The sequence below is a fragment of the Herminiimonas sp. CN genome (assembly GCF_000622895.1).
Classification (GTDB): domain Bacteria; phylum Pseudomonadota; class Gammaproteobacteria; order Burkholderiales; family Burkholderiaceae_D; genus AVCC01.
Window position 1 is genome coordinate 1 of sequence record NZ_AVCC01000027.1, and the last position, 20,411, is coordinate 20,411.

At 63.8% G+C, this 20,411-nt stretch carries 16 protein-coding genes; 4 read left to right on the forward strand and 12 right to left on the reverse strand.

The window, feature by feature from the left end; genetic code table 11:
* The first annotated feature begins 235 nt into the window (after positions 1-235).
* Entirely contained in the window at positions 236-2,242 is a 2,007-nt protein-coding gene (locus HMCN_RS0107910; protein ID WP_025916874.1) for a methyl-accepting chemotaxis protein, read from the forward strand.
* Between the two features lie 242 nt (positions 2,243-2,484).
* On the opposite strand, the gene HMCN_RS0107915 is transcribed toward HMCN_RS0107910, so the two are convergent.
* From HMCN_RS0107915 to HMCN_RS0107970, 12 genes are all read right to left on the reverse strand, one after another.
* The gene (locus HMCN_RS0107915; RefSeq protein ID WP_025916875.1) at positions 2,485-3,660 is read right to left on the reverse strand and encodes a benzoate/H(+) symporter BenE family transporter; all 1,176 of its coding nucleotides are present in this window, start codon (positions 3,658-3,660) and stop codon (positions 2,485-2,487) included.
* 42 nt (positions 3,661-3,702) lie between these two features.
* Complete coding sequence (locus HMCN_RS0107920; RefSeq protein WP_025916870.1) at positions 3,703-3,993, reverse strand: cupin domain-containing protein; 291 nt, start codon at positions 3,991-3,993, stop codon at positions 3,703-3,705.
* Between the two features lie 206 nt (positions 3,994-4,199).
* The gene (locus tag HMCN_RS0107925) at positions 4,200-5,456 is read right to left on the reverse strand and encodes an AmpG family muropeptide MFS transporter (protein ID WP_025916876.1); all 1,257 of its coding nucleotides are present in this window, start codon (positions 5,454-5,456) and stop codon (positions 4,200-4,202) included.
* Positions 5,457-5,460: 4 nt separating this feature from the next.
* Entirely contained in the window at positions 5,461-6,063 is a 603-nt protein-coding gene (gene metW / locus HMCN_RS0107930; protein ID WP_025916877.1) for a methionine biosynthesis protein MetW, read from the reverse strand.
* The gene (locus HMCN_RS0107935) at positions 6,060-7,199 is read right to left on the reverse strand and encodes a homoserine O-acetyltransferase (protein WP_081801451.1); all 1,140 of its coding nucleotides are present in this window, start codon (positions 7,197-7,199) and stop codon (positions 6,060-6,062) included. Before HMCN_RS0107935 ends, metW begins: the two co-directional genes overlap by 4 nt.
* A 246-nt stretch (positions 7,200-7,445) precedes the next feature.
* The gene (ptsP, locus tag HMCN_RS0107940; RefSeq protein ID WP_025916879.1) at positions 7,446-9,209 is read right to left on the reverse strand and encodes a phosphoenolpyruvate--protein phosphotransferase; all 1,764 of its coding nucleotides are present in this window, start codon (positions 9,207-9,209) and stop codon (positions 7,446-7,448) included.
* 63 nt (positions 9,210-9,272) lie between these two features.
* The gene (locus HMCN_RS0107945) at positions 9,273-9,542 is read right to left on the reverse strand and encodes an HPr family phosphocarrier protein (RefSeq protein ID WP_025916880.1); all 270 of its coding nucleotides are present in this window, start codon (positions 9,540-9,542) and stop codon (positions 9,273-9,275) included.
* A 4-nt stretch (positions 9,543-9,546) separates the two neighbouring features.
* On the reverse strand, positions 9,547-9,954 hold the full coding sequence (locus HMCN_RS0107950; protein WP_025916881.1) for a PTS sugar transporter subunit IIA: 408 nt from the start codon (positions 9,952-9,954) through the stop codon (positions 9,547-9,549).
* A 104-nt stretch (positions 9,955-10,058) separates the two neighbouring features.
* Entirely contained in the window at positions 10,059-10,997 is a 939-nt protein-coding gene (gene gshB / locus HMCN_RS0107955) for a glutathione synthase (RefSeq protein WP_025916882.1), read from the reverse strand.
* A 77-nt stretch (positions 10,998-11,074) separates the two neighbouring features.
* Positions 11,075-12,373, reverse strand: coding sequence for a glutamate--cysteine ligase (gene gshA, locus HMCN_RS0107960; RefSeq protein WP_025916883.1), 1,299 nt, complete (start codon positions 12,371-12,373; stop codon positions 11,075-11,077).
* A gap of 464 nt (positions 12,374-12,837) precedes the next feature.
* Positions 12,838-14,355: an ammonium transporter gene (locus HMCN_RS0107965; protein WP_025916884.1), complete on the reverse strand. Its 1,518-nt coding sequence runs from the start codon at positions 14,353-14,355 to the stop codon at positions 12,838-12,840.
* Between the two features lie 11 nt (positions 14,356-14,366).
* Entirely contained in the window at positions 14,367-14,705 is a 339-nt protein-coding gene (locus HMCN_RS0107970; RefSeq protein ID WP_025916885.1) for a P-II family nitrogen regulator, read from the reverse strand.
* A gap of 206 nt (positions 14,706-14,911) precedes the next feature.
* Here HMCN_RS0107970 and HMCN_RS0107975 point away from each other — a divergent pair, with 206 nt between their 5' ends.
* From HMCN_RS0107975 to HMCN_RS0107985, 3 genes are all read left to right on the forward strand, one after another.
* The gene (locus HMCN_RS0107975) at positions 14,912-15,154 is read left to right on the forward strand and encodes an accessory factor UbiK family protein (RefSeq protein ID WP_025916886.1); all 243 of its coding nucleotides are present in this window, start codon (positions 14,912-14,914) and stop codon (positions 15,152-15,154) included.
* 113 nt (positions 15,155-15,267) lie between these two features.
* A complete protein-coding gene (locus HMCN_RS0107980) occupies positions 15,268-18,756 on the forward strand; it encodes a pyruvate carboxylase (protein ID WP_025916887.1) in 3,489 nt (1,162 codons plus the stop codon).
* 66 nt (positions 18,757-18,822) lie between these two features.
* On the forward strand, positions 18,823-20,343 hold the full coding sequence (locus HMCN_RS0107985) for a YifB family Mg chelatase-like AAA ATPase (RefSeq protein ID WP_025916888.1): 1,521 nt from the start codon (positions 18,823-18,825) through the stop codon (positions 20,341-20,343).
* The last annotated feature ends 68 nt before the right edge of the window (positions 20,344-20,411 follow it).

Consider the following 20,411-nt stretch of genomic DNA (forward strand, 5'->3'; position numbering starts at 1 on the left):
AAATGTGATGCTATTAAGTCATTGCATTGGGGTACTATTCTATGTAAGCAATATGTAAGCAATATGTAAGAAATAAGCAGCAAGCAGTAAGCAGGCGGGACTGATCATGCCGGCGATCGGTGGGCGGGTGGGAGCGGCCGACCGTGGGGCCTTCGGAAACATCAATAAAAAATCAATAAAAGACTGAGCCATGCCAAATTATCTTCGATCCGGAACTGGAACTGCAAGCAGCGCTATGCAACAACCGCATGATGCGCACAGCGCAGGTTTCCCGGCCTCTCATGGGATCTGGGGGCCGGGCGTCAGAACCTTTCGCAATCTGCGCTTCACGGCCAAGGCCGCGATCATTTCGCTGGCCTTCATGTTGCCGATGCTGGCTCTGATAGGCTGGCTGCTGAATGCGGAAGTCGAGCAGGCAGTGCAGGCGCGCATGGATGCGACCCGCCAGCATGTCGAAATCGCGCACGGCATTCTGGCTTGGGCGCACGGCCAGGAGACTTCCGGCAAGCTGCCCCGCGCGCAGGCACAGGACATGGCGAAGCAGTCGATTGCGCGGCTGCGCTACGATGGCAGCGAATACTTCTGGATCAATGACATGCAGCCGCGCATGATCATGCACCCGTTCAAGCCGGAGCTCGATGGCAAGGACATCGGCAGCATCAAGGATCCCAATGGCTTTGCGCTGTTCAATGCCTTCGTCGCCACCGTGCGCAAGGATGGCAAGGGTTTCGTCTCCTATCAGTGGCCCAAGCCCGGCAGCGACGCGCCGGTAGACAAGATCTCATACGTTCAGGGTTTCGAGCCCTGGGGTTGGGTCATCGGCTCCGGCATCTACATAGGCGACCTGCAGCAGAAGTCGGTGCATCGTTTGTCGTGGGTGGGCGGCATCATCGCCATTGCACTGCTCATAGAGGCTTATCTGTTCCTCAGTTTCTATTACGCGATGGACAGCGGCCTGAAGGAAGCCCGGCGCCACCTGCATGCGATGGCCGAGGGCGACCTCAGCACGACGCCCGCGCCCTGGGGGCGTGATGAAACCGCGCAATTGATGGTCGATTTGCGCAATATGCAGGATGCGCTGCGCGGCATGGTGCTGCGGGTGCGCCGTTCCAGCGACGAGATCGTGCATTCGAGCAGCGAGATCGCCAGCGGCGCGATAGATCTCTCGGTGCGCACCGAGCAGGCTGCCAGCAATCTGGAAGAGTCCGCCGCCTCGATGGAGGAGCTCACCTCGACGGTAGGCAACACTGCCGAGCATACTGCCGAAGCCTCGCAAGTGGCGCGCCGTAATGCACAGGCCGCCACCGACGGCGGGCGCGTGATGCTGGAGGTGGTTGCGACGATGGACGGCATTCGCACTTCCTCGGCCAAGATCGGGGAAATCATCGGCACCATCGACGGCATTGCCTTCCAGACCAACATCCTGGCGTTGAATGCCGCCGTCGAGGCGGCACGGGCCGGCGAGCAGGGTCGCGGCTTCGCGGTGGTGGCCAGCGAAGTGCGCATGCTGGCGCAACGCAGCACGGACGCTGCCAAGGAGATCAAGGCCCTGATTGGCCGCAGCGTCGAGCAGGTCGAAGTCGGCACCGACATCGTTAGAAAGGCCGGTGCATCCATCGAGGAGATCGTCACGTCATCGCAACGGGTCAACCATCTGCTGGGCGAGGTCGCGAGTGGCGCGCGTGAGCAAAGCCAGGGCATCATTCAGATAGGCCAGGCGGTGCAGGACCTGGACCGCATGACGCAACAAAACGCAACGCTGGTCGAGGAGAGCGCGACCGCAGCTTCGGCCATGAAAGATCAGGCCTATACTTTGGCCGAGGAGGTTTCGCACTTCAGGCTGCCGGTCGGGCTCGCGCTGCACGCGCAACAGGCCCCAGGCAATTCGGCCGACTTCGACTTCGATGCGGCGATCGACGCGCACCACCAATGGAAGGTCAAGCTGCGCAGGGCGATTGCCGACCAGCAGAAGCTCGACGCCGACGCCATCTGCCGCGATGACCAATGCCCGCTGGGAAAATGGATTCACGGACCCGGCGGCGCACTCTGGGGCCGGCGGCCCTTGTTCGCGGAGCTGTTAAGCAAGCATGCCGAATTCCATCGGACCGCCGGCGGCGTCGCGAAGAAGATCAATGCCGGTCAGTATTCGGATGCCGAACGGCTGATCGACTCAGGTTCGCCGTTTGCGAAAATCTCGACTGAAGTTGCCACCATCCTCAGCAGCGCCAAAATGGGCCTGTAAGAGCAGGAAAATAAGAGGCAGGCGATTGGCCGTTCGGTTCAGCGGCCATGCCCCCTGAGGCGTGGCGTCCCCCTCGCGCAGGCGGGGGCTGCGGTGACTTGTGGCAGCGGAATGGGAAATCAGGAGTAGTCCGCGTTTTCCGTGCGGCATACCGGCCTATCCGCACATCATATACATGCCTCTGTATATATTTAAGTCGCAGTAAATTCATGCGAAAAATGCATGATTTTTATGCGTACTCCCTATTTTTTACTTTTGCGCCCGGCCAGCATCAGGAGCAGCGCCAGCACCCCGGCGAGCAGGCCCCAGAAGGCCGAGCCGATGCCGAACAGGGTGATGCCGGAGGCGGTGACCAGAAAGGTGACCAGCGCCGGTTCGCGCTCGCCTTCCCTGGCCAGCGCCGCGGCCAGCCCGTTGCCGATGGTGCCGAACAGCGCCAGGCCGGCGATCACCTGCACCAGTTCTTTCGGCAGCGCGGCAAACACCGCCGCCACGGTGGCGCCGAACAGGCCGATCAGCAGGTAAAACGCGCCGGCCGCGACCGCCGCCACATAACGCCGCGCCGGGTCTTCGTGCGCTTCGCGCCCCATGCAGATGGCGGCGGTGATCGCCGCCAGGTTCAGCGCATAGGCACCGAACGGCGCCAGCAGCAGGGTGGTGCTGCCGGTCCAGCCGATCAGCGGCGAAATCGGCACGGTATAGCCGGAGGCGCGGATCACCGCCACGCCCGGCATGTTTTGCGACGCCATGGTGACGATGAACAGCGGCAGCGCGATGCCGATGATGGCGCTGACGGAAAACTGCGGCGTGGTCCAGAGCGGCTGCGCCAGTTCCAGCGTGATGCCGTCCAGCTGCAGCAGCCCTTGCGCGGCGGCGATCGCGCTGCCGACCGCCAGCGCCGAAATCACCGCATAGCGCGGCAACAGCCGGCGCGCCAGCAGGTAGGTACAGAACATCGCAAACGCCAGCAGGAACTGGGTCTGCATCGCCGCGAACACATCCAGCCCGAAGCGCAGCAGCACCCCGGCCAGCATGCCGGAGGCGAGCGACATCGGAATCCGCTTGATGCTGCGCTCGAACCCGCCGGTGAAGCCGAACAGCGCCATCAGCAGCGCCGACACCATGAAGGCGCCGATCGCCTGCGCCATCGGCACCCCGGCGCCGGCGGAAATCAGCATCGCCGCGCCCGGGGTCGACCAGGCGGTGACGACCGGCACCTTGAAGCGCAGCGACAGCAGGATGCAGGTCGCGCCCATGCCGAGGCCGAGCGCCCACATCCACGACGCCACCTCGGCCGGCGTGGCGCCGAACGCATGCGCGGCCTGGAACACGATCACGGCCGAGCTGGTGAAGCCCACCAGCACGGTGACGAAGCCGGCAATCAGGGCCGACAGCGAGAAATCTTTAACAAAGCTCATCATCGATCGGGGGAAGGCGGAATGGCGGGGCCGGATTGCCGGTTACGGTTTCAGTTCGATCTCGACGAAGACGAATTCATGCGGATTGATATTGACCACATTGTGCTCGGTGCCGACGCTGCGGGTGTACGACTGGCCGGCGGTAATGTCGACGGTGCGGTTGCCGTCCTTGATTTCCAGCAGCAGCTGGCCGCTGGTCTGCGGCACCACCACATAGTCGTAGCCGTGGCAGTGCCAGCCGGTTTCGGCGCCGGGCGGGAAGCGCCATTCGGTCACGGTGACGCGCTGATTGTCGATTTGTACGGTCGGTATTGCCGCTACGCGCTGCTGCATTGCTGTACTCCCTGGTGTGAATGAAATGGTTCGGTTGGATTTCGACCCGCCTGCGGCCCGCCGGACTGGACCCGGTCAGCGCCGCATGATCCTGGCCGGCCGCATATCGGGGTGCGCGGCGTCCACTTAGGACAGCATGGGTATTTTTAGTTTTCGCCTATTTTATATGCGGGAAACCCCAATTTTTTCTTATACCCCGCATATTTTTAACCGGCTGGCTGGTCGCCGTTCCACGGCGCCACGCGCGGCAGCATCAGCATCCCCGGCAGCGCCAGCAGGAAGCACAGCAGGAAGAACAGGAACCAGCCGGTCTCGGCCACGATGAAGCCGACCGAGGCGTTGATGAAGGTGCGCGGCACCGCCGACAGGCTGGTGAACAGCGCGAACTGGGTGGCGGTGTAGCGCGGGTCGGTGGTTTTGGCGATGTAGGCGACGAAGGCGGCGGTGCCCAGGCCGACCCCGAACGCTTCGAAACCGATCACCGCTGCCAGCAGGATCACGCTGGCGCCGGCCTGCGCCAGCCAGGCGAAACCGAGGATCGCCACCGCCTGCGCGACGCCGAAAATCCACAGGCCGCGGTTGATGCCGAGCTGCACCATCCAGACCCCGCCGATGACGCCGCCGGCGATGCTGGCCCAGAAACCGGTGGCCTTGGCGACTGCGCCGATCTGCGTCATCGAGAAGCCGAGATCGAGGTAGAACTTGGTCGCCAGCGCGGTAGCCATGCTGTCGCCCAGCTTGTACAGGAAGATGAAGCCGAGTATCCACAGCGCGCCGCGCCAGCCGTCGCGGTCGATGAATTCGCGCAACGGCAGCACTACCGCTTCGCGCATGTTGCGCGGCGGGGTGCCGTACACCGCAGGTTCCTTGATCAGCAGCGTGCAAATCAATCCAGGCAGCATGAAGGCGGCGGTGATCCAGAATACCGGCTGCCATGCCATCAGATCGGCCAGGATCAGCGACAGCGCGCCCGGCACCATGCCGGCCACCTTGTAGGCGTTGACATAGATCGCGCTGCCCAGGCCCTGCTCGTTGTCGGGCAGGATTTCGCGCCGGTAGGCGTCGATCACGATGTCCTGGCTGGCCGACAGGAAGGCCAGCAGCGCGGCAACAAAGGCAATCGCCGGCAGCTGCGTCAGCGGGTTCAGCATGCCCATCGCGCCGATGCCGAGGAACAGCGCGGTCTGGGTGAGCGCCATCCAGCCGCGGCGCCGCCCCAGCCTGCCGAAGCTGTAGCGGTCCATCAGCGGCGACCACAGGAACTTCCAGGTGTAGGGGAACATCACCAGCGCGAACAGGCCGAGGGTCTTGACGTTCAGCCCCGACTTGGCCAGCCAGGCCTGCATCAGGCTGAGCAGGATGAACAGCGGCAAGCCGGAACTGAAGCCGAGGAACACGCAGATCAGGGCGCGGCGGTTCAGATAGCTGTGCCAGCTGGCGGCGGGGGTGGAACTGTCTGTCATCGCATCATTTTTTCTGCAGCCGGAACACCGCCAGGTTGCCGCGCCAGTTCGGCAGGAAGGTTACCGGCCGGCCGTCGTGCAGCGCCACGCATTCGATCACCTGCAGCCCGACCTGGTCGGCCAGTTCCTCGAAGTCGTAAATGGTGGCGCAGCGGATGTTCGGGGTGTCGTACCATTCGTACGGCAGCGCTTTGGAGACCGGCATGCGGCCGCCGATCAGCGCCAGGCGGTGCGGCCAGTAGGCGAAATTCGGGAAGGAGACGATCGCTTCGCGCCCGACCCGGGCGATGTCGCGCAGGATCGCCTCCACATTCACCATCATCTGCAGCGACGACAGGCACAGCACGCTATCGAACGCCTTGTCGGCAAAGATCGCCAGCCCGTTTTCCATATTCTGCTGGATCACGTTGATGCCGCGCCGGGTCGAGGCCAGCACCCGCGCGTCGGCGATTTCGATGCCGTAGCCGCTGCACTGCTTGTCGGTCTGCAGATAATCGAGCATCACGCCGTCGCCGCAGCCGACGTCGAGAATGTGCGCGCCCGGTTTGATCCAGTGCGCGATGAAGGCCAGGTCGGGGCGCAGCACGCTGAGTTCCTTGAAGTTCATGCGCACTCCAGTGCAATGCGGTCGTAGTAGGCGCGCACCAGATCGTGGTAGCGCGGGTCTTCCAGCAGAAAGGCGTCGTGGCCGTGCGGCGCATCGATCTCGGCATAGGTCACGCGGCGCCGGTTGTTGACCAGCGCCTGCACCATTTCGCGGCTGCGCTCGGGCGCAAAGCGCCAGTCGGTCGAAAACGACACCAGCAGGAACTGCGCCCGGGTGTCGGCCAGCGCGCAAGTCAGGTCGCCGCCGCAGGCGCGCGCCGGGTCGAAATAATCGAGTGCCTTGGTGATCAGCAGATAGGTGTTGGCATCGAAGTATTCGGAAAATTTCAGGCCCTGGTAGCGCAGATAGGATTCGATCTCGAAATCGACCCCGAAGCCGAACTGGTAATCGCCGGTGCGCGCAGTGTCACGCAACTTGCGGCCGAATTTCTCGGCCATGTCGTCGTCCGACAGGTAGGTGATGTGGCCGATCATGCGCGCCACCGACAGGCCGTTTTTCGGCACCACGCCGTGCGCGTAATAATCGCCGCCGTGGAAATCGGGATCGGTCAGGATCGCCTGCCGCGCGACGTCGTTGAAGGCGATATTCTGCGCCGACAGCTTCGGGGTGGAGGCGACGATCACGCAGTGCCGCAGCCGCGCCGGGTACATGATGCTCCAGGCCAGCGCCTGCATGCCGCCCAGCGAGCCGCCCATCACCGCCGCGAATTGGGCAATGCCGAGCGCGTCCGCCAGCCGCGCTTGCGCATGGACCCAGTCTTCGACGGTAACCACCGGAAACGCCGCACCGTAGGGTTTGCCGCTGGCCGGATTGATATGCATCGGCCCGGTCGAGCCGAAGCAGGAGCCGAGGTTGTTGACGCCGATGACGAAGAACCGGTCGGTGTCGAGCGCCTTGCCCGGCCCTACCATGTTGTCCCACCAGCCGGCGCTTTTGGGCTGGCCGGCATACACGCCGGCCACGTGGTGCGAGGCGTTCAGCGCGTGGCACACCAGCACCGCGTTGGAGCGTTCGGCATTGAGCGTGCCGTAAGTTTCGTACATCAGCGTGTAATCGGCCAGCGCCGCGCCGCTCTGCAGCGGCAGCGGGTCGGCAAAGTGCATCGATTGCGGGGTAACGATTCCGAGGGATGGCATGTTGTTCAAGGTTAAGGCCGCTTTTGCGATGACATGCAAAGCGCTGCCGTGAGTCGAAAAAGGCTTCAGAATGCAAAAAGCCCGATAGCTATCAGCTAAATCGGGCTAAATCAGGGCTTGTTTGCAACTGCAAGCACGCTTTAGCCGTATTTATGCGGGAGCAGCCATCCGGCTTTTCCCTCGCGCCCGCAAGCTGATATCAAATCGGCGCAACAGCAGCAAGAATAACCAACTCTGCGGCGATCGTCAAACAGCCGCCGGCACTTCGGCCAGCTGGCCGATCATCTGCCGGATCGCTGCCGGATCGTCGCTGCGCAGGATTTTCCTGACCAGCGGCGTAATGCGCTCGAGGTCGCAGCCCAGCACTTCCTGCTTGACCGGCAACAGTTGCGCGGCCGGCATCGACAGTTCGCGAAACCCCATCCCCAGCAGCAGCCGGGTCAGCTTGGCGTCGCCCGCCATGCCGCCGCAAATCGAGACCGGAATCCCGGCCTTGGCGGCGGCGGCGGCCGTCATTGCCAGCAACAGCAGCACGGCCGGGTGGGTCGGGTCGTACAGATGCGCGACTTCGTGGTCCGAGCGGTCGATCGCCAGCGTGTACTGGATCAGGTCGTTGGTGCCGATCGACAGGAAATCCATGTGGCGCACGAAGGTCGGCAGCATCAGCGCCGCCGCCGGCACTTCGATCATCGCGCCGATCTTGATCTCGGCATCGAATTTCTGGCCGGCCTTGAGCAGTTGCGCCTTGGCCTGGTTGATCATGGCCATGGTCTGGCTGATCTCGAAGCTGTGCGACAGCATCGGGATCAGCAGCTTGACGGGGCCGAAAGCGGAGGCGCGCAGGATTGCGCGCAACTGGGTCAGGAACAGTTGCGGCTCGGCCATGCAGTAGCGGATTGCGCGCAAGCCCAGCGCCGGGTTGGTCGCGGTCTGGTCGAAGCCCTTCAGCCGCTTGTCGGCGCCGATATCGAGCGTGCGGATCGTCACCGGGCGCCCTTTCATCGTCAGCACCGCACGCCGGTAGGCGTCGAACTGCTCTTCTTCCGACGGCAGCTTGCTGGCGTAGCCGCTATGCCCCATGAACAGGAATTCGGAACGGAACAGGCCGATGCCGTTGGCGCCGGCTTCCATCGCCGCCGCGCAATCCTCCGGCAGTTCGATGTTGGCCAGCAGCGTGACGGCGGTGCCGTCGAGGGTCACGGCCGGGGTTTTTTTCAGTTTACTGAGCTTTTTGCGCTCGCGCTGGGCTTTGGCCTGCATTTCGCGATACTGGTGCAGTATCAGTGGGCTCGGATTGACCATCACCACGCCGCTGTCGCCGTCGATGATCAGCCAGTCGTCCTGCTTGATCAGCAGCGAGGCGTTCGACAACCCGACTGCGGCCGGAATGTCGAGGCTGCGCGCCACCAGCGTGGTGTGCGAATTCTGCCCGCCGGCATCGGTGGCGATGCCGGCGAACGCGCGGTTGCGAAATTGCAGCATGTCGGCCGGAGAAATGTCATGCGCGACCACAATCAGGCTGGCATGGGATTCGTCAACGTCGCTGGTTGCCGGCAACAGCTGGGCGGTGCCGGTCAGGACCTTCAATACGCGTTCGGCGACCTGCTGGATGTCGGCCTTGCGGGCGCGCAGATACGGGTCTTCGATCTCGTCGAACTGGCTGCTCAACTGGTCGATCTGGGTCACCAGCGCCCATTCGGCGTTGTAGTGGCGGCTGCGGATGATGTCCAGCGGCGCTTCCGCCAGCAGCGGGTCGGACAGGATCAGGATATGGATGTCGATGAACGCGCCCAGTTCGGGCGGGGCGTCGGCCGGCAGATCCTCCCAGATGGTGCGCAATTCCTGGTGTACCACCGCGAACGCATTTTGCAGCCGCCGCACCTCGGCTTCCACCTGCGTTTGGCCGACCAGATAATGTTTTACATCCAGCGCAGCCGGCGTCAGCAAGTGGGCGCGGCCGACTGCAATGCCGCGGGAAACCGGAATGCCGTGGAGCGAAAAGGATGCCATGGATGTGGTCTGCAGTAATGGGTTGAGATGGCCCGCACGGGTTGGCCGGTCGCGTACCGGCCCTTATTCGCCTTCGCCGAATTTGTCGGCGATCAGGCCCGTGATCGCCTGCAGGCATGCGTCTTCATCCTCGCCGTCGATTTCCAGAGTCACCGTGGCGCCTTTGCCGGCCGCCAGCATCATCACGCCCATGATCGACTTGCCGTTGACGCGGCGGGTGTTGCGGGTCAGCCAGACTTCGCTCTGATACTTGCCGGCCAGCTGGGTCAGTTTGGCCGAGGCGCGGGCGTGCAGTCCGAGTTTGTTGGTGATTTCAATATCGTGCTGGATCATTTTTTTAATTTGGGGAAAGGCGAATGCGATTATCGACCCGGACTGCGCCATTCTGGCCGCCCGCCAGCGCCATTTCAACCACGACGTCGAGCGTGTCCTGGCGGTAGGTCAGCGCGCGCAACAGCATCGGCAGGCTGATGCCGGCGATGACTTCGATCTGCCCCGGCCGGCTGAGCGTGTTGCAGCAATTGGAGGGCGTGCCGCCCATCACGTCGGTGATTACCAGCACGCCGGAGCCGTCGTCCAGTCGCGCAATGGCGTCCTGGGCCAGACGCTGGACTTGCAGCGGATCCTGATCGGCCACCACATCGATCGCCTCGACCCGTTCGGGCCGGTTGCGGAACACGTGGGCGGCGGCCTCGATGAAAGCCTGGCCCAGCGGTGCATGTGTCAAGAGCAGAATGCCAACCATGGATGTGTCGCCAAATTTGCTGGGGTATGGGTAGAAAACCGATAACTTTCGCTTGATTATACTGCGGCCTGAAAAATACTCACGGAATTATCGGGGATGGGGAATTACCTCGCCTGTTCCAGCGCGTCGATGAACATCGCCGCCACGTCGAAACCTTGCTGCTGCCGGATTTCCTGGAAGCAGGTCGGGCTGGTGACGTTGATTTCTGTCAGGTAATCGCCGATCACGTCCAATCCTACCAGCAACAGGCCGCGCTGGAACAGGATCGGTGCCAGCGTTTCGGCGATTTCGCGGTCGCGCGCCGACAAGGCTTGCGCCACGCCCAAGCCGCCGGCGGCCAGGTTGGCGCGCACTTCGCCGTTTTGCGGAATGCGCGCCAGCGCAAACGGCACCACTTTGCCGCCGATCAGCAGGATGCGCTTGTCGCCCTGCGCGATCTCGGGGATGAAGCGCTGCGCCATGATGGTGCGATTGCCGTTGTCGCTCAGCAGTTCCAGCACCGCGCCGAGGTTCTGGCCGTCCGGCCCGATGCGGAACACGCCGGCGCCGCCCATGCTGTCGAGCGGCTTGAAGATCACGTCCTGATGCGCGGCATGGAACGCCCGCAGCCGCGCCATGTCGCGCGCCACCAGGGTCGGCGCGGTGAACTGCGGAAACTGCGCAATCGCCAGCTTTTCATTGTGGTCGCGGATCGCCTGCGGCTGGTTGAAGATGTGCGCGCCGGCCTGCTGCGCCAGGTTCAGCAGGTAGGTCGCGTACACGTATTCCATGTCGAACGGCGGGTCCTTGCGCACCACCACCGCATCGAATGCGTCCAGCCGCTGCAGCGTGCGCGGCCCGAGCCGGAACCAGTCGCCGGGGTCGCCGGTCAGCGTCACCGGCGCGATATTGGCCGCCACCGTGCCGCCCTCGAGCGCCAAGTCGGCCGGTTCGAACGCGTGCACGCTGTGGCCGCGCCGCCCGGCCTCGATCATCATCGCGTAGGTGGTGTCCTTGTAGGTCTTGAAGTGGTCGAGCGGGTCGGCCAGGAAGGCGATTTTCATGGAGGTCCAGAATGGTTTGCAAAGAGCAGCGCCGGCGCACGGGCCGGCACTGCCGGGTCGGATAGTGCGGGCGGCGCTTAATACACTTCCGGGTTCGGGTCGGTGCGCTCCAGTTCCAGCGAGGCCGCCAGCAAGGCCAGCCGCGCCACCACGCCGTACATGTAGAAGCGGTTCGGCGAGGTGGTGCCGGGCTTGGCCGACAGGTCCGGCAGGCTGTGCTGCTGCTCGAACGCCAGCGGCACGAAATGCGCGCCCGGCGCGTTCAGGTTCTCGTTGATGCCGCGCTCGGCGTGGACCCGGTAGAAGCCGCCGACCACGTAGCGGTCGATCATGTAGACCACCGGCTCGGCCACCGCTTCGTTGATGTTCTCGAACGAATGCACGCCTTCCTGGATGATCACGTCGGACACTTCCAGCCCTTCCTTGACGACCGACATCTTGTTGCGCTGCTTGCGGTTCAGGCCGACGATTTCGCTGGCGTCGGTGACGGTCATGATGCCCATGCCGTAGGTGCCGGCATCGGCCTTGACGATCACGAACGGCTTGTCCTTGATGCCGTATTCCTTGTATTTCTTGCGGATCTTGGCCAGCAGCGTATCGACGTTGGCAGCCAGGCAATCCTCGCCGATGCGCTCGTGGAAATTGATGTTGGAACACTTGCCGAAATACGGGTTGATCATCCACGGGTCGATGTCGACCAGCTTCGCGAACTTCTTGGCGACGTCGTTGTAGGCGTCGAAATGGTTGGTCTTGCGCCGCACCGCCCAGCCGGCATGCAGCGGCGGCAGCAGGGTCTGCTCGTGCAGGTCGGCCAGGATCGCCGGGATGCCGGCCGACAGGTCGTTGTTCAGCAAAATCGTGCACGGGTCGAAATTCTTCAGGCCGACCCGGCGCCCGTTGTGGGTGCGCTCCAGCGGTTCCAGCATCAGCACGGTGCCGTCCGGCAGCTCGATCGGGGTCGGCGCGGTGACATCCTCGGCCAAGGTGCCCAGCCGTACGTTCAGGCCGGTCTGGCGGAAGATCTGGATCAGCCGCGCGACGTTTTGCAGGTAGAAGGTGTTGCGGGTATGGCGCTCGGGAATCAGCAGCAGGTTTTTTGCATCCGGACAATATTTCTCGATCGCCGCCATCGCCGCCTGCACCGCCAGCGGCAGCATCTCGGTGGCAAGGTTGTTGAAGCCGCCCGGAAACAGGTTGGTATCGACCGGCGCCAGCTTGAAGCCGGAATTGCGCAGGTCGACCGAGCAGTAGAACGGCGGCGTGTGCTCTTGCCATTCGAGCCGGAACCAGCGCTCGATGGCGGGGGTGGCGTCGAGAATCTTCTTCTCCAGATCAAGCAGGGGGCCGTTCAGGGCGGTGACGAGGTGCGGGACCATATAAACCTTTTTCTTGTCTGATGCGAAGCGTGAATGGTGCAGCGAGCGCGTTGCAGTAAAAACGCATGACTAACGCTGATTTTATCGGCAATCCGGGATTCGCGCGCGGGCCGGATGCGTGGCACCGATGGTATTTTGGGATGGCAGGCGGCTTTATCAAGGCGCAGATGAGACGCTTCTGCGGACTGTGGTGAAGAAATAATACAGGTATCTGTATTTTCAGCAGGCGCTGTTTTTATCTGCGGTAAATGCGCTGTTTTTCAGCATACCCATGTATATATGGGCTGCAGTGGGCGGCGGCAGAGCGGGCGAGAGTGCCTGCAGGTATCTGCTTGCAAGAGATACAAGGTGGCGTATTTATGTATTTCGCAATGTAATTATGCGGAATATCCAATGTTTATTGGCATACTCCGCATTTTTCGCATTTTTCTTATCGCGGCCTGGGCCGGGCCGCGGCAATCCGATTAATAGTGATACGCCGATTCGCCGTGGCTGGCGATGTCCAGCCCTTCGCGTTCGGCGTCTTCCGCCACCCGCATGCCGATCAGCAGGTCGACCAGCTTGTAGGCCGCCAGCGAGACCACTGCCGACCAGAGGATGGTGGTGCCGACCGCCTGCGCCTGAATCCAGACCTGGCCGGCGATCGAATACGGGTCGGCCGACATCTTGTTGGTGACGTAATCGAAGATGCCCTGGCCGCCCAGGGCCGGCGAAGCGAATACGCCGGTCAGCAACGCACCCAGAATGCCGCCGACGCCATGCACGCCGAACACGTCGAGCGAATCGTCCGCGCCCAGCAGGCGCTTCAGGCCATTGACGCCCCACAGGCACAGCACGCCGGCCAGCAAGCCGATCACCAGCGCCCCCATCGGGCCGACGAAGCCGCAGGCCGGGGTGATCGCCACCAGGCCCGCCACCGCACCGGACGCGCCGCCCAGCATCGACGGCTTGCCCTTGGCCAGCCACTCGCCGCCGACCCAGGATACGGTCGCCGCAGCGGTGGCCAAGAGCGTGTTGACGAAGGCCAGCGCGGCGACATCGCCGGCTTCCAGCGCGGAGCCGGCATTGAAGCCGAACCAGCCGACCCACAGCAGCGAGGCGCCGATCATGGTCATGGTCAGCGAGTGCGGCGCCATCGATTCGCGGCCGTAGCCGATCCGCTTGCCGATCACGTAGGCGCCGACCAGGCCGGCCACTGCCGCATTGATGTGCACCACGGTGCCGCCGGCGAAGTCGAGCGCACCTTTCTGGAATAGGAAGCCGGCCTTGGCGGTTTCAGAGGCCAGGGTGGCCGCATTCGTGATCGCATCCGGGCCGGTCCAGAACCAGACCATGTGGGCGATCGGCAGATACGAGAAGGTGAACCACAGCACCACGAACAGCAGCACCGCGACGAACTTGGCGCGCTCGGCAAAGGCGCCGATCAGCAAGCCGCAGGTGATCGCCGCGAAGGTCGCCTGGAACGCCACGTAGACGAACTCGGGAATCACCACGCCCTTGCTGAAGGTGGCCGCAGTCGAGAAGCTGGCCTTGGCCGGGTCCCAGATGCCGTTCAGGAACAGACGGTCGAAGGAGCCGATGAACCGGCCGCCCTCGGTGAATGCCAGCGAGTAGCCGTAGATGCACCACAGCACGATGATCACGGCGAAGATCATGAACACCTGCATCAGGATCGACAGCATGTTCTTGGAGCGCACCAGGCCGCCGTAAAACAGCGCCAGGCCGGGAATCGTCATCAGGATCACCAGCAGCGTCGCGACCATCATCCAGGCGGTGTCGCCCTTGTTCGGCGCCGGTGCAGCGGCCGGTGCTGCCGCCGCTATGGCTGCAGGGGCGGCAACCGCAGCCGCAGCAGCGGCGGGCGCGGATGCGACCGCTTCGACCTTGGTCGGAGCTTCATCCGCCGCCAGCGCCGGCGACAGGAATCCCAGCGCAGCCAGCAAGCTGCAGCCGAGTAACAAACGGGCGAAATTTTTTTTCATCTGAGCTCCCCTTAAAGTGCGTCCTGGCCGGTTTCGCCGGTACGGATGCGGATGACTTGCAGCAGATCCTGGACAAAAATCTTGCCGTCGCCGATCTTGCCGGTGCGCGCCACCTTTTCGATGGTTTCGACCACGCTTTCGACGAGCGCGTCATCGACTGCTGCTTCGATCTTGGTTTTCGGCAGGAAATCGACCACGTATTCGGCCCCGCGGTAGAGCTCGGTATGGCCCTTCTGGCGTCCGAAACCCTTGACTTCAGTGACCGTGATGCCATGCACGCCGATCTCCGACAAGGCTTCGCGCACCTCATCGAGTTTGAAGGGCTTGATGATTGCAGTAATGATTTTCATGTGAACCTCGCTTGGCAGGTGGTGAAATATTCCGTTTCAAACCATCATTAGCAGGACTCGTGCCAGCCCCATGAGGTATGATTTTGGCTGGCGTCGCGCCGGCCGCGCAAGACGCCGGACGCGGCTGCGCACCATCGATGGGCGTTTGCGCCAGTACCGCCCGACATTGCACCAAAGTTGTGCGCTTGATCACAATAGGAAACACCATGAACAAAAGCAATTTTCTGAACGACTTCCAGCACAAGATCAACCAGGTGCTGGAGAATTCGCCGGCCAAGGGGCTGGAAAAGAACGTCAAGGCGATGCTTACCCAGGGCTTTGCCAAGATGGATCTGGTCACCCGCGAAGAATTCGACATCCAGGCCCAGGTGCTGGCCAAGACACGCGCCAAGCTGGAAACGCTGGAAGCGCGCGTCGCCGAACTCGAAGCGCAGTTCCGGCAGCAATAATTTCCGGCTACGGCGGTGCAGGCGGCATTGCCGGTTTCCGGCGGATGCGCTGCTGCCGCGCGATAGCAGGCCCGGTCCATGCATTCCCCATCCATCCTTCACCGTCCGCACTCATGACTTCGCCACTTTCCAGTACCCGCCCGATCCATAAAATCCTGGTCGCCAACCGTTCCGAGATTGCCATTCGCGTGATGCGCGCAGCCGCCGAGCTGGGCATGCGCACGGTGGCGATCTTCGCCGCCGAAGACCGTTTTGCGCTGCACCGCTTCAAGTCGGACGAAAGCTACCTGGTGGGCGAAGGCAAGAAGCCGATCGCCGCCTATCTCGACATCGACGACATCATCCGCATCGCCAAGGAAGCGAAAGTCGATGCGATCCACCCCGGCTACGGCTTCCTGTCGGAAAACCCCGATTTTGCCGAAGCCTGCGCGCAGAACGGTCTGATCTTCATCGGCCCCAAGCCGGAAGTGATGCGTACCTTGGGCAACAAGGTGGCCGCGCGCAAGGCAGCGGTGGCGGCCAACGTGCCGGTGATGCCGGCCACCGGCGCCTTGCCGCATGAGATCGAAGCCGCCAAAAAAATGGCGCTGGAAGTCGGCTATCCGCTGATGCTGAAAGCCAGCTGGGGCGGCGGCGGGCGCGGCATGCGCGTGATCGAGACCGAAGCCGAGCTGCCGGATCAATTGGACATGGCGCGGCGCGAAGCGCTGGCCGCGTTCGGCAACGACGAGATGTATCTGGAAAAACTGGTGCGGCGCGCGCGCCATGTCGAAGTGCAGTTGCTGGGCGACCAGCACGGCAATCTGGTGCACCTGTTCGAGCGCGACTGCACCGTGCAGCGGCGCAACCAGAAAGTGGTCGAGCGCGCTCCGGCGCCGTATCTGGACGACGCCAGCCGCAGCGCACTGTGCGCAGCGGCGCTGCGGCTGGGGCAGGCGGTCGGCTACACCCATGCCGGCACGGTCGAGTTCCTGATGGATGCCGATACCGGCAAGTTCTATTTCATCGAAGTCAACCCGCGCATCCAGGTCGAGCATACGGTGACCGAGCAGGTCACCGGGATCGACATCGTCAAGGCGCAGATTCGCATCAGCGAAGGCGCCACCATCGGCGCCCAGGCGGCGGTGGCCGGCGGCCAGCTGGCCGGGGTGCCGCCACAGTCCGAAATCCGCCTGAACGGCCATGCGCTGCAATGCCGCGTCACCACCGAAGACCCGGAAAACAATTTCACCCCGGATTACGGCCGCCTGACCGCCTACCGCAGCGCGGCCGGCTTCGGCGTGCGGCTGGACGGCGGCACCGCGTATTCGGGTGCGATCATCACGCCGTACTACGATTCGCTGCTGGTCAAGGTGACGACCTGGGGCCCGAGCTCGGACGAGGCGATTGCGCGCATGGACCGGGCGCTGCGCGAATTCCGCGTGCGCGGCGTCTCGACCAATCTGCCGTTCCTGGAAAACGTCATCAACCACGAGCAGTTCAGGTCCGGCCAGTGCATCACCCGCTTCATCGACAGCACGCCGGAACTGTTCAAGTTCGCCAAACGGCGCGACCGCGCGACGCGCCTGCTGCGCTTCGTCGGCGAAGTGGTGGTCAACGGCAATCCGGAAATGAAGGGGCGCACCAGCCCGGCAGGCATCCTGCCGCATCCGATCCTGCCGGCCACCAGCCGGCTGGCGCCGATCCTGCCCGGCAGCCGCGACAAGCTGCTGGAACTGGGCCCGGAAAAATTTGCGCAATGGATGCTGGACCAGCCGCGCGTGCTGCTGACCGACACCACGATGCGCGACGCGCACCAGTCGCTGTTTGCGACCCGCATGCGCAGCGCCGACATGCTGGCGATCGCGCCGTACTATGCGCGCACGCTGCCCGAGCTGTTCTCGCTGGAATGCTGGGGCGGAGCGACGTTCGACGTCGCCATGCGCTTCCTGAAGGAAGACCCGTGGGATCGGCTGTCGCAACTGCGCGAGCGCGTCCCCAACATCCTGTTCCAGATGCTGCTGCGCGGCTCCAACGCGGTCGGCTACACCAACTATGCGGACAATGTGGTCCAGCATTTCGTGGCGCAAGCGGCCAAGGGCGGGGTCGATGTATTCCGCGTCTTCGATTCGCTGAACTGGGTCGAGAACATGCGGGTGGCGATGGATGCGGTGGTTGACGCCGGCGCGCTGTGCGAAGGCACCATCTGCTATACCGGCGACCTGCTCGACAAGGGCCGTCCGAAGTACGACCTGAAATATTACGTCACGATGGCCAAGCAGCTGGAACGCGCCGGCGCCAACATCATCGGCATCAAGGACATGGCCGGCGTCTGCAAGCCGGAAGCGGCGCGCATGCTGGTCAAGGCGCTCAAGCAGGAAGTCGGCTTGCCGCTGCATTTTCACACCCACGACACCAGCGGCATCGCGGCGGCATCCGTGCTGGCGGCGATCGAAGCCGGCTGCGATGCGGTCGACGGCGCGATGGACGCGATGAGCGGCCTGACCTCGCAGCCGAACCTGGGCTCGATCGCGGCCGCACTGCAAGGCAGTGCGCGCGATCCGGGCGTCGACCACGACGCGATGTTTGCGATTTCCCAATACTGGGAAGGGGTGCGCCGCAACTATGCGCCGTTCGAGGCCGACATCCGTTCCGGCACCTCGGACGTGTACCGCCATGCGATGCCGGGCGGCCAGTACACCAACCTGCGCGAGCAGGCGCGCGCAATGGGCCTGACCCATCGCTGGAACGAAGTGTCGCAGGCGTATGCCGATGTCAACCAGCTGTTCGGCGACATCGTGAAAGTCACGCCGACCTCCAAGGTGGTCGGCGACATGGCGCTGTTCATGGTCGCCAACGACCTGACGCCGGACGACGTGCGCAATCCCGAGAAGGAAATCGGCTTCCCGGAATCGGTGATCTCGCTGTTCAAGGGCGAACTCGGCTTCCCGCCGGAAGGCTTCCCGAAAGAACTGGAACGCAAGGTGTTGCAGGGCGGCCAGCCGCTGTCGGGCCGCCTCGGTGCGACCCTGGCACCGGTCGATTTCGACGCGGTGCGCGGCCAGGCCGAAAAGGCAGTCGGGCGCGCGATCAGCGAGCAGGAATTGTCTTCGTACCTGATGTACCCGAAAGTATTCTGCGACTATGCGGAACACCGTCGCCACTACGGCGACGTCAGCGTGCTGCCGACCCCGGTATTCTTCTACGGTCTGCAGGAAGGCCAGGACATCTCGGTCGACATCGACCAGGGCAAGACGCTGGTGCTGCGCCTGCAGGGCCGGACCGAGGTCGCGGACGAGGGCCAGAGCAAGCTGTTCTTCGAGCTCAACGGCCAGCCGCGCCTGGTGCGCATCGACCGCGCCGGCGCGGTCAAGGCGGTCAGCCATCCGCAGGCGGAAGACGGCAATGCCAATCATCTGGGCGCGCCGATGCCCGGCATGGTGGTGACGGTGGCGGTCAAGCCCGGGCAGAAAGTGGCGAAAGGCGATCCGCTGGTGTCGCTGGAAGCGATGAAGATGGAAACCATGATCCGGGCCGAGCGCGATGTGGTGATCAAGCATGTCCACGTCAAGCCCGGCGCGGTGGTCAGCGCCAAGGATTTGCTGATCGAATTCGCCGCATAACCGATGGTGCACAGTTTCCGGTGGGCCCGCGCGCCCGCCGGAAACGCCTACTGAAAGCCCGCCGCCATGAGCCTAGCCGTCCTGAAAAGCCGCGCACTGACCGGCATGCACGCCCTGGAAGTCACGGTCGAGGTGCATCTGGCCAATGGCTTGCCGAGTTTTACCATCGTCGGGCTGCCGGAAACCGAGGTCAAGGAATCGAAGGACCGGGTCCGCGCCGCATTGCAGAATGCGCGCTTCGAATTTCCGGCAAAAAGAATCACCGTCAACCTGGCGCCGGCCGACCTGCCGAAGGAGTCCGGTCGTTTCGACCTGCCGATCGCGCTCGGCATCCTGGCCGCCTCCGGCCAGATTCCGGGCGACACGCTGGACCAGTACGAGTTCGCCGGCGAACTGTCGCTGTCGGGCGAGCTGCGTCCGATCCGCGGCGCGCTGGCGATGACTTTTGCGATGCACAAGGACGATGCGCCCGGCAGCCGGCGCGCGTTCATCCTGCCGCGCGCCAGCGTCGACGAGGCGGCGCTGGTGCCCGATGTGACCATCTTGCCGGCCGACTCCTTGCTGCAGGTGTGCGCTCACTTCGGTGCTAACGGTCCAGATGGCAGGCTGGCGCCGCATGCGGCAAACGTGCCGGCGGCGCGGCCCGCCTACCCGGATTTCGCCGACGTCAAGGGCCAGGCGCAGGCCAAGCGGGCGCTGGAAGTGGCGGCCGCCGGCGGCCACAGCGTGCTGATGGTCGGCCCGCCCGGCACCGGTAAGTCGATGCTGGCGGCGCGCTTCCCCGGCATCCTGCCGCCGATGACCGACGACGAAGCGCTGGAGTCGGCTGCCGTGCAATCGCTCACCAGCGGCTTTTCGATTGCGCGCTGGAAGGTGCGGCCCTACAGGGCGCCGCATCACACAGCTTCCGGCGTGGCGCTGGTCGGCGGCGGCAGCGTGCCGCGCCCGGGCGAGATTTCGCTTGCGCATCGCGGCGTCCTATTTTTGGACGAGCTGCCTGAATTCGACCGCCGCGTGCTGGAAGTACTGCGCGAGCCACTGGAGTCCGGCCACATCACCATCTCGCGCGCGGCGCGCCAGGCCGATTTTCCGGCCCGCTTCCAGCTGATCGCGGCGATGAACCCGTGCCCGTGCGGTTACCTCGGCCATGCGTCTGGCAAATGCCGCTGCACGCCGGATATTGTCGCGCGCTATCAGGACAAGATTTCCGGCCCGCTGCTGGACCGGATCGACATGCAGATCCAGGTCGGCGCGTTGCCGCATGCAGAATTGCTGCGGCAAGCCGACGGCGAGCCGTCGGGCGCAGTGCTGGAGCGGGTCGAGCGCGCGTTTGCGCTGCAGTTGAACAGGCAGGGCAAAGGCAACCATGCGCTCTCGACCGGCGAGATCGATACCCATTGCCAGCCAGACGCCGCTGCCGAACAGCTGCTGCGCGCCGCCATGATCCGCCTGAACTGGTCGGCCCGCGCTTACCACCGGGTGCTGAAAGTGGCGCGCACCATCGCCGACCTCGGCGGCCACGCCAGCATCGGCAGCGCCCACATCGCCGAGGCGATCCAGTACCGGCGCGCGCTGCGCGAGCATTGATCGCCGCAGCGCGGCCAAGCATATTCACAAAGCATGGAGTATTGGTATTTTTACCTATACAATCACAT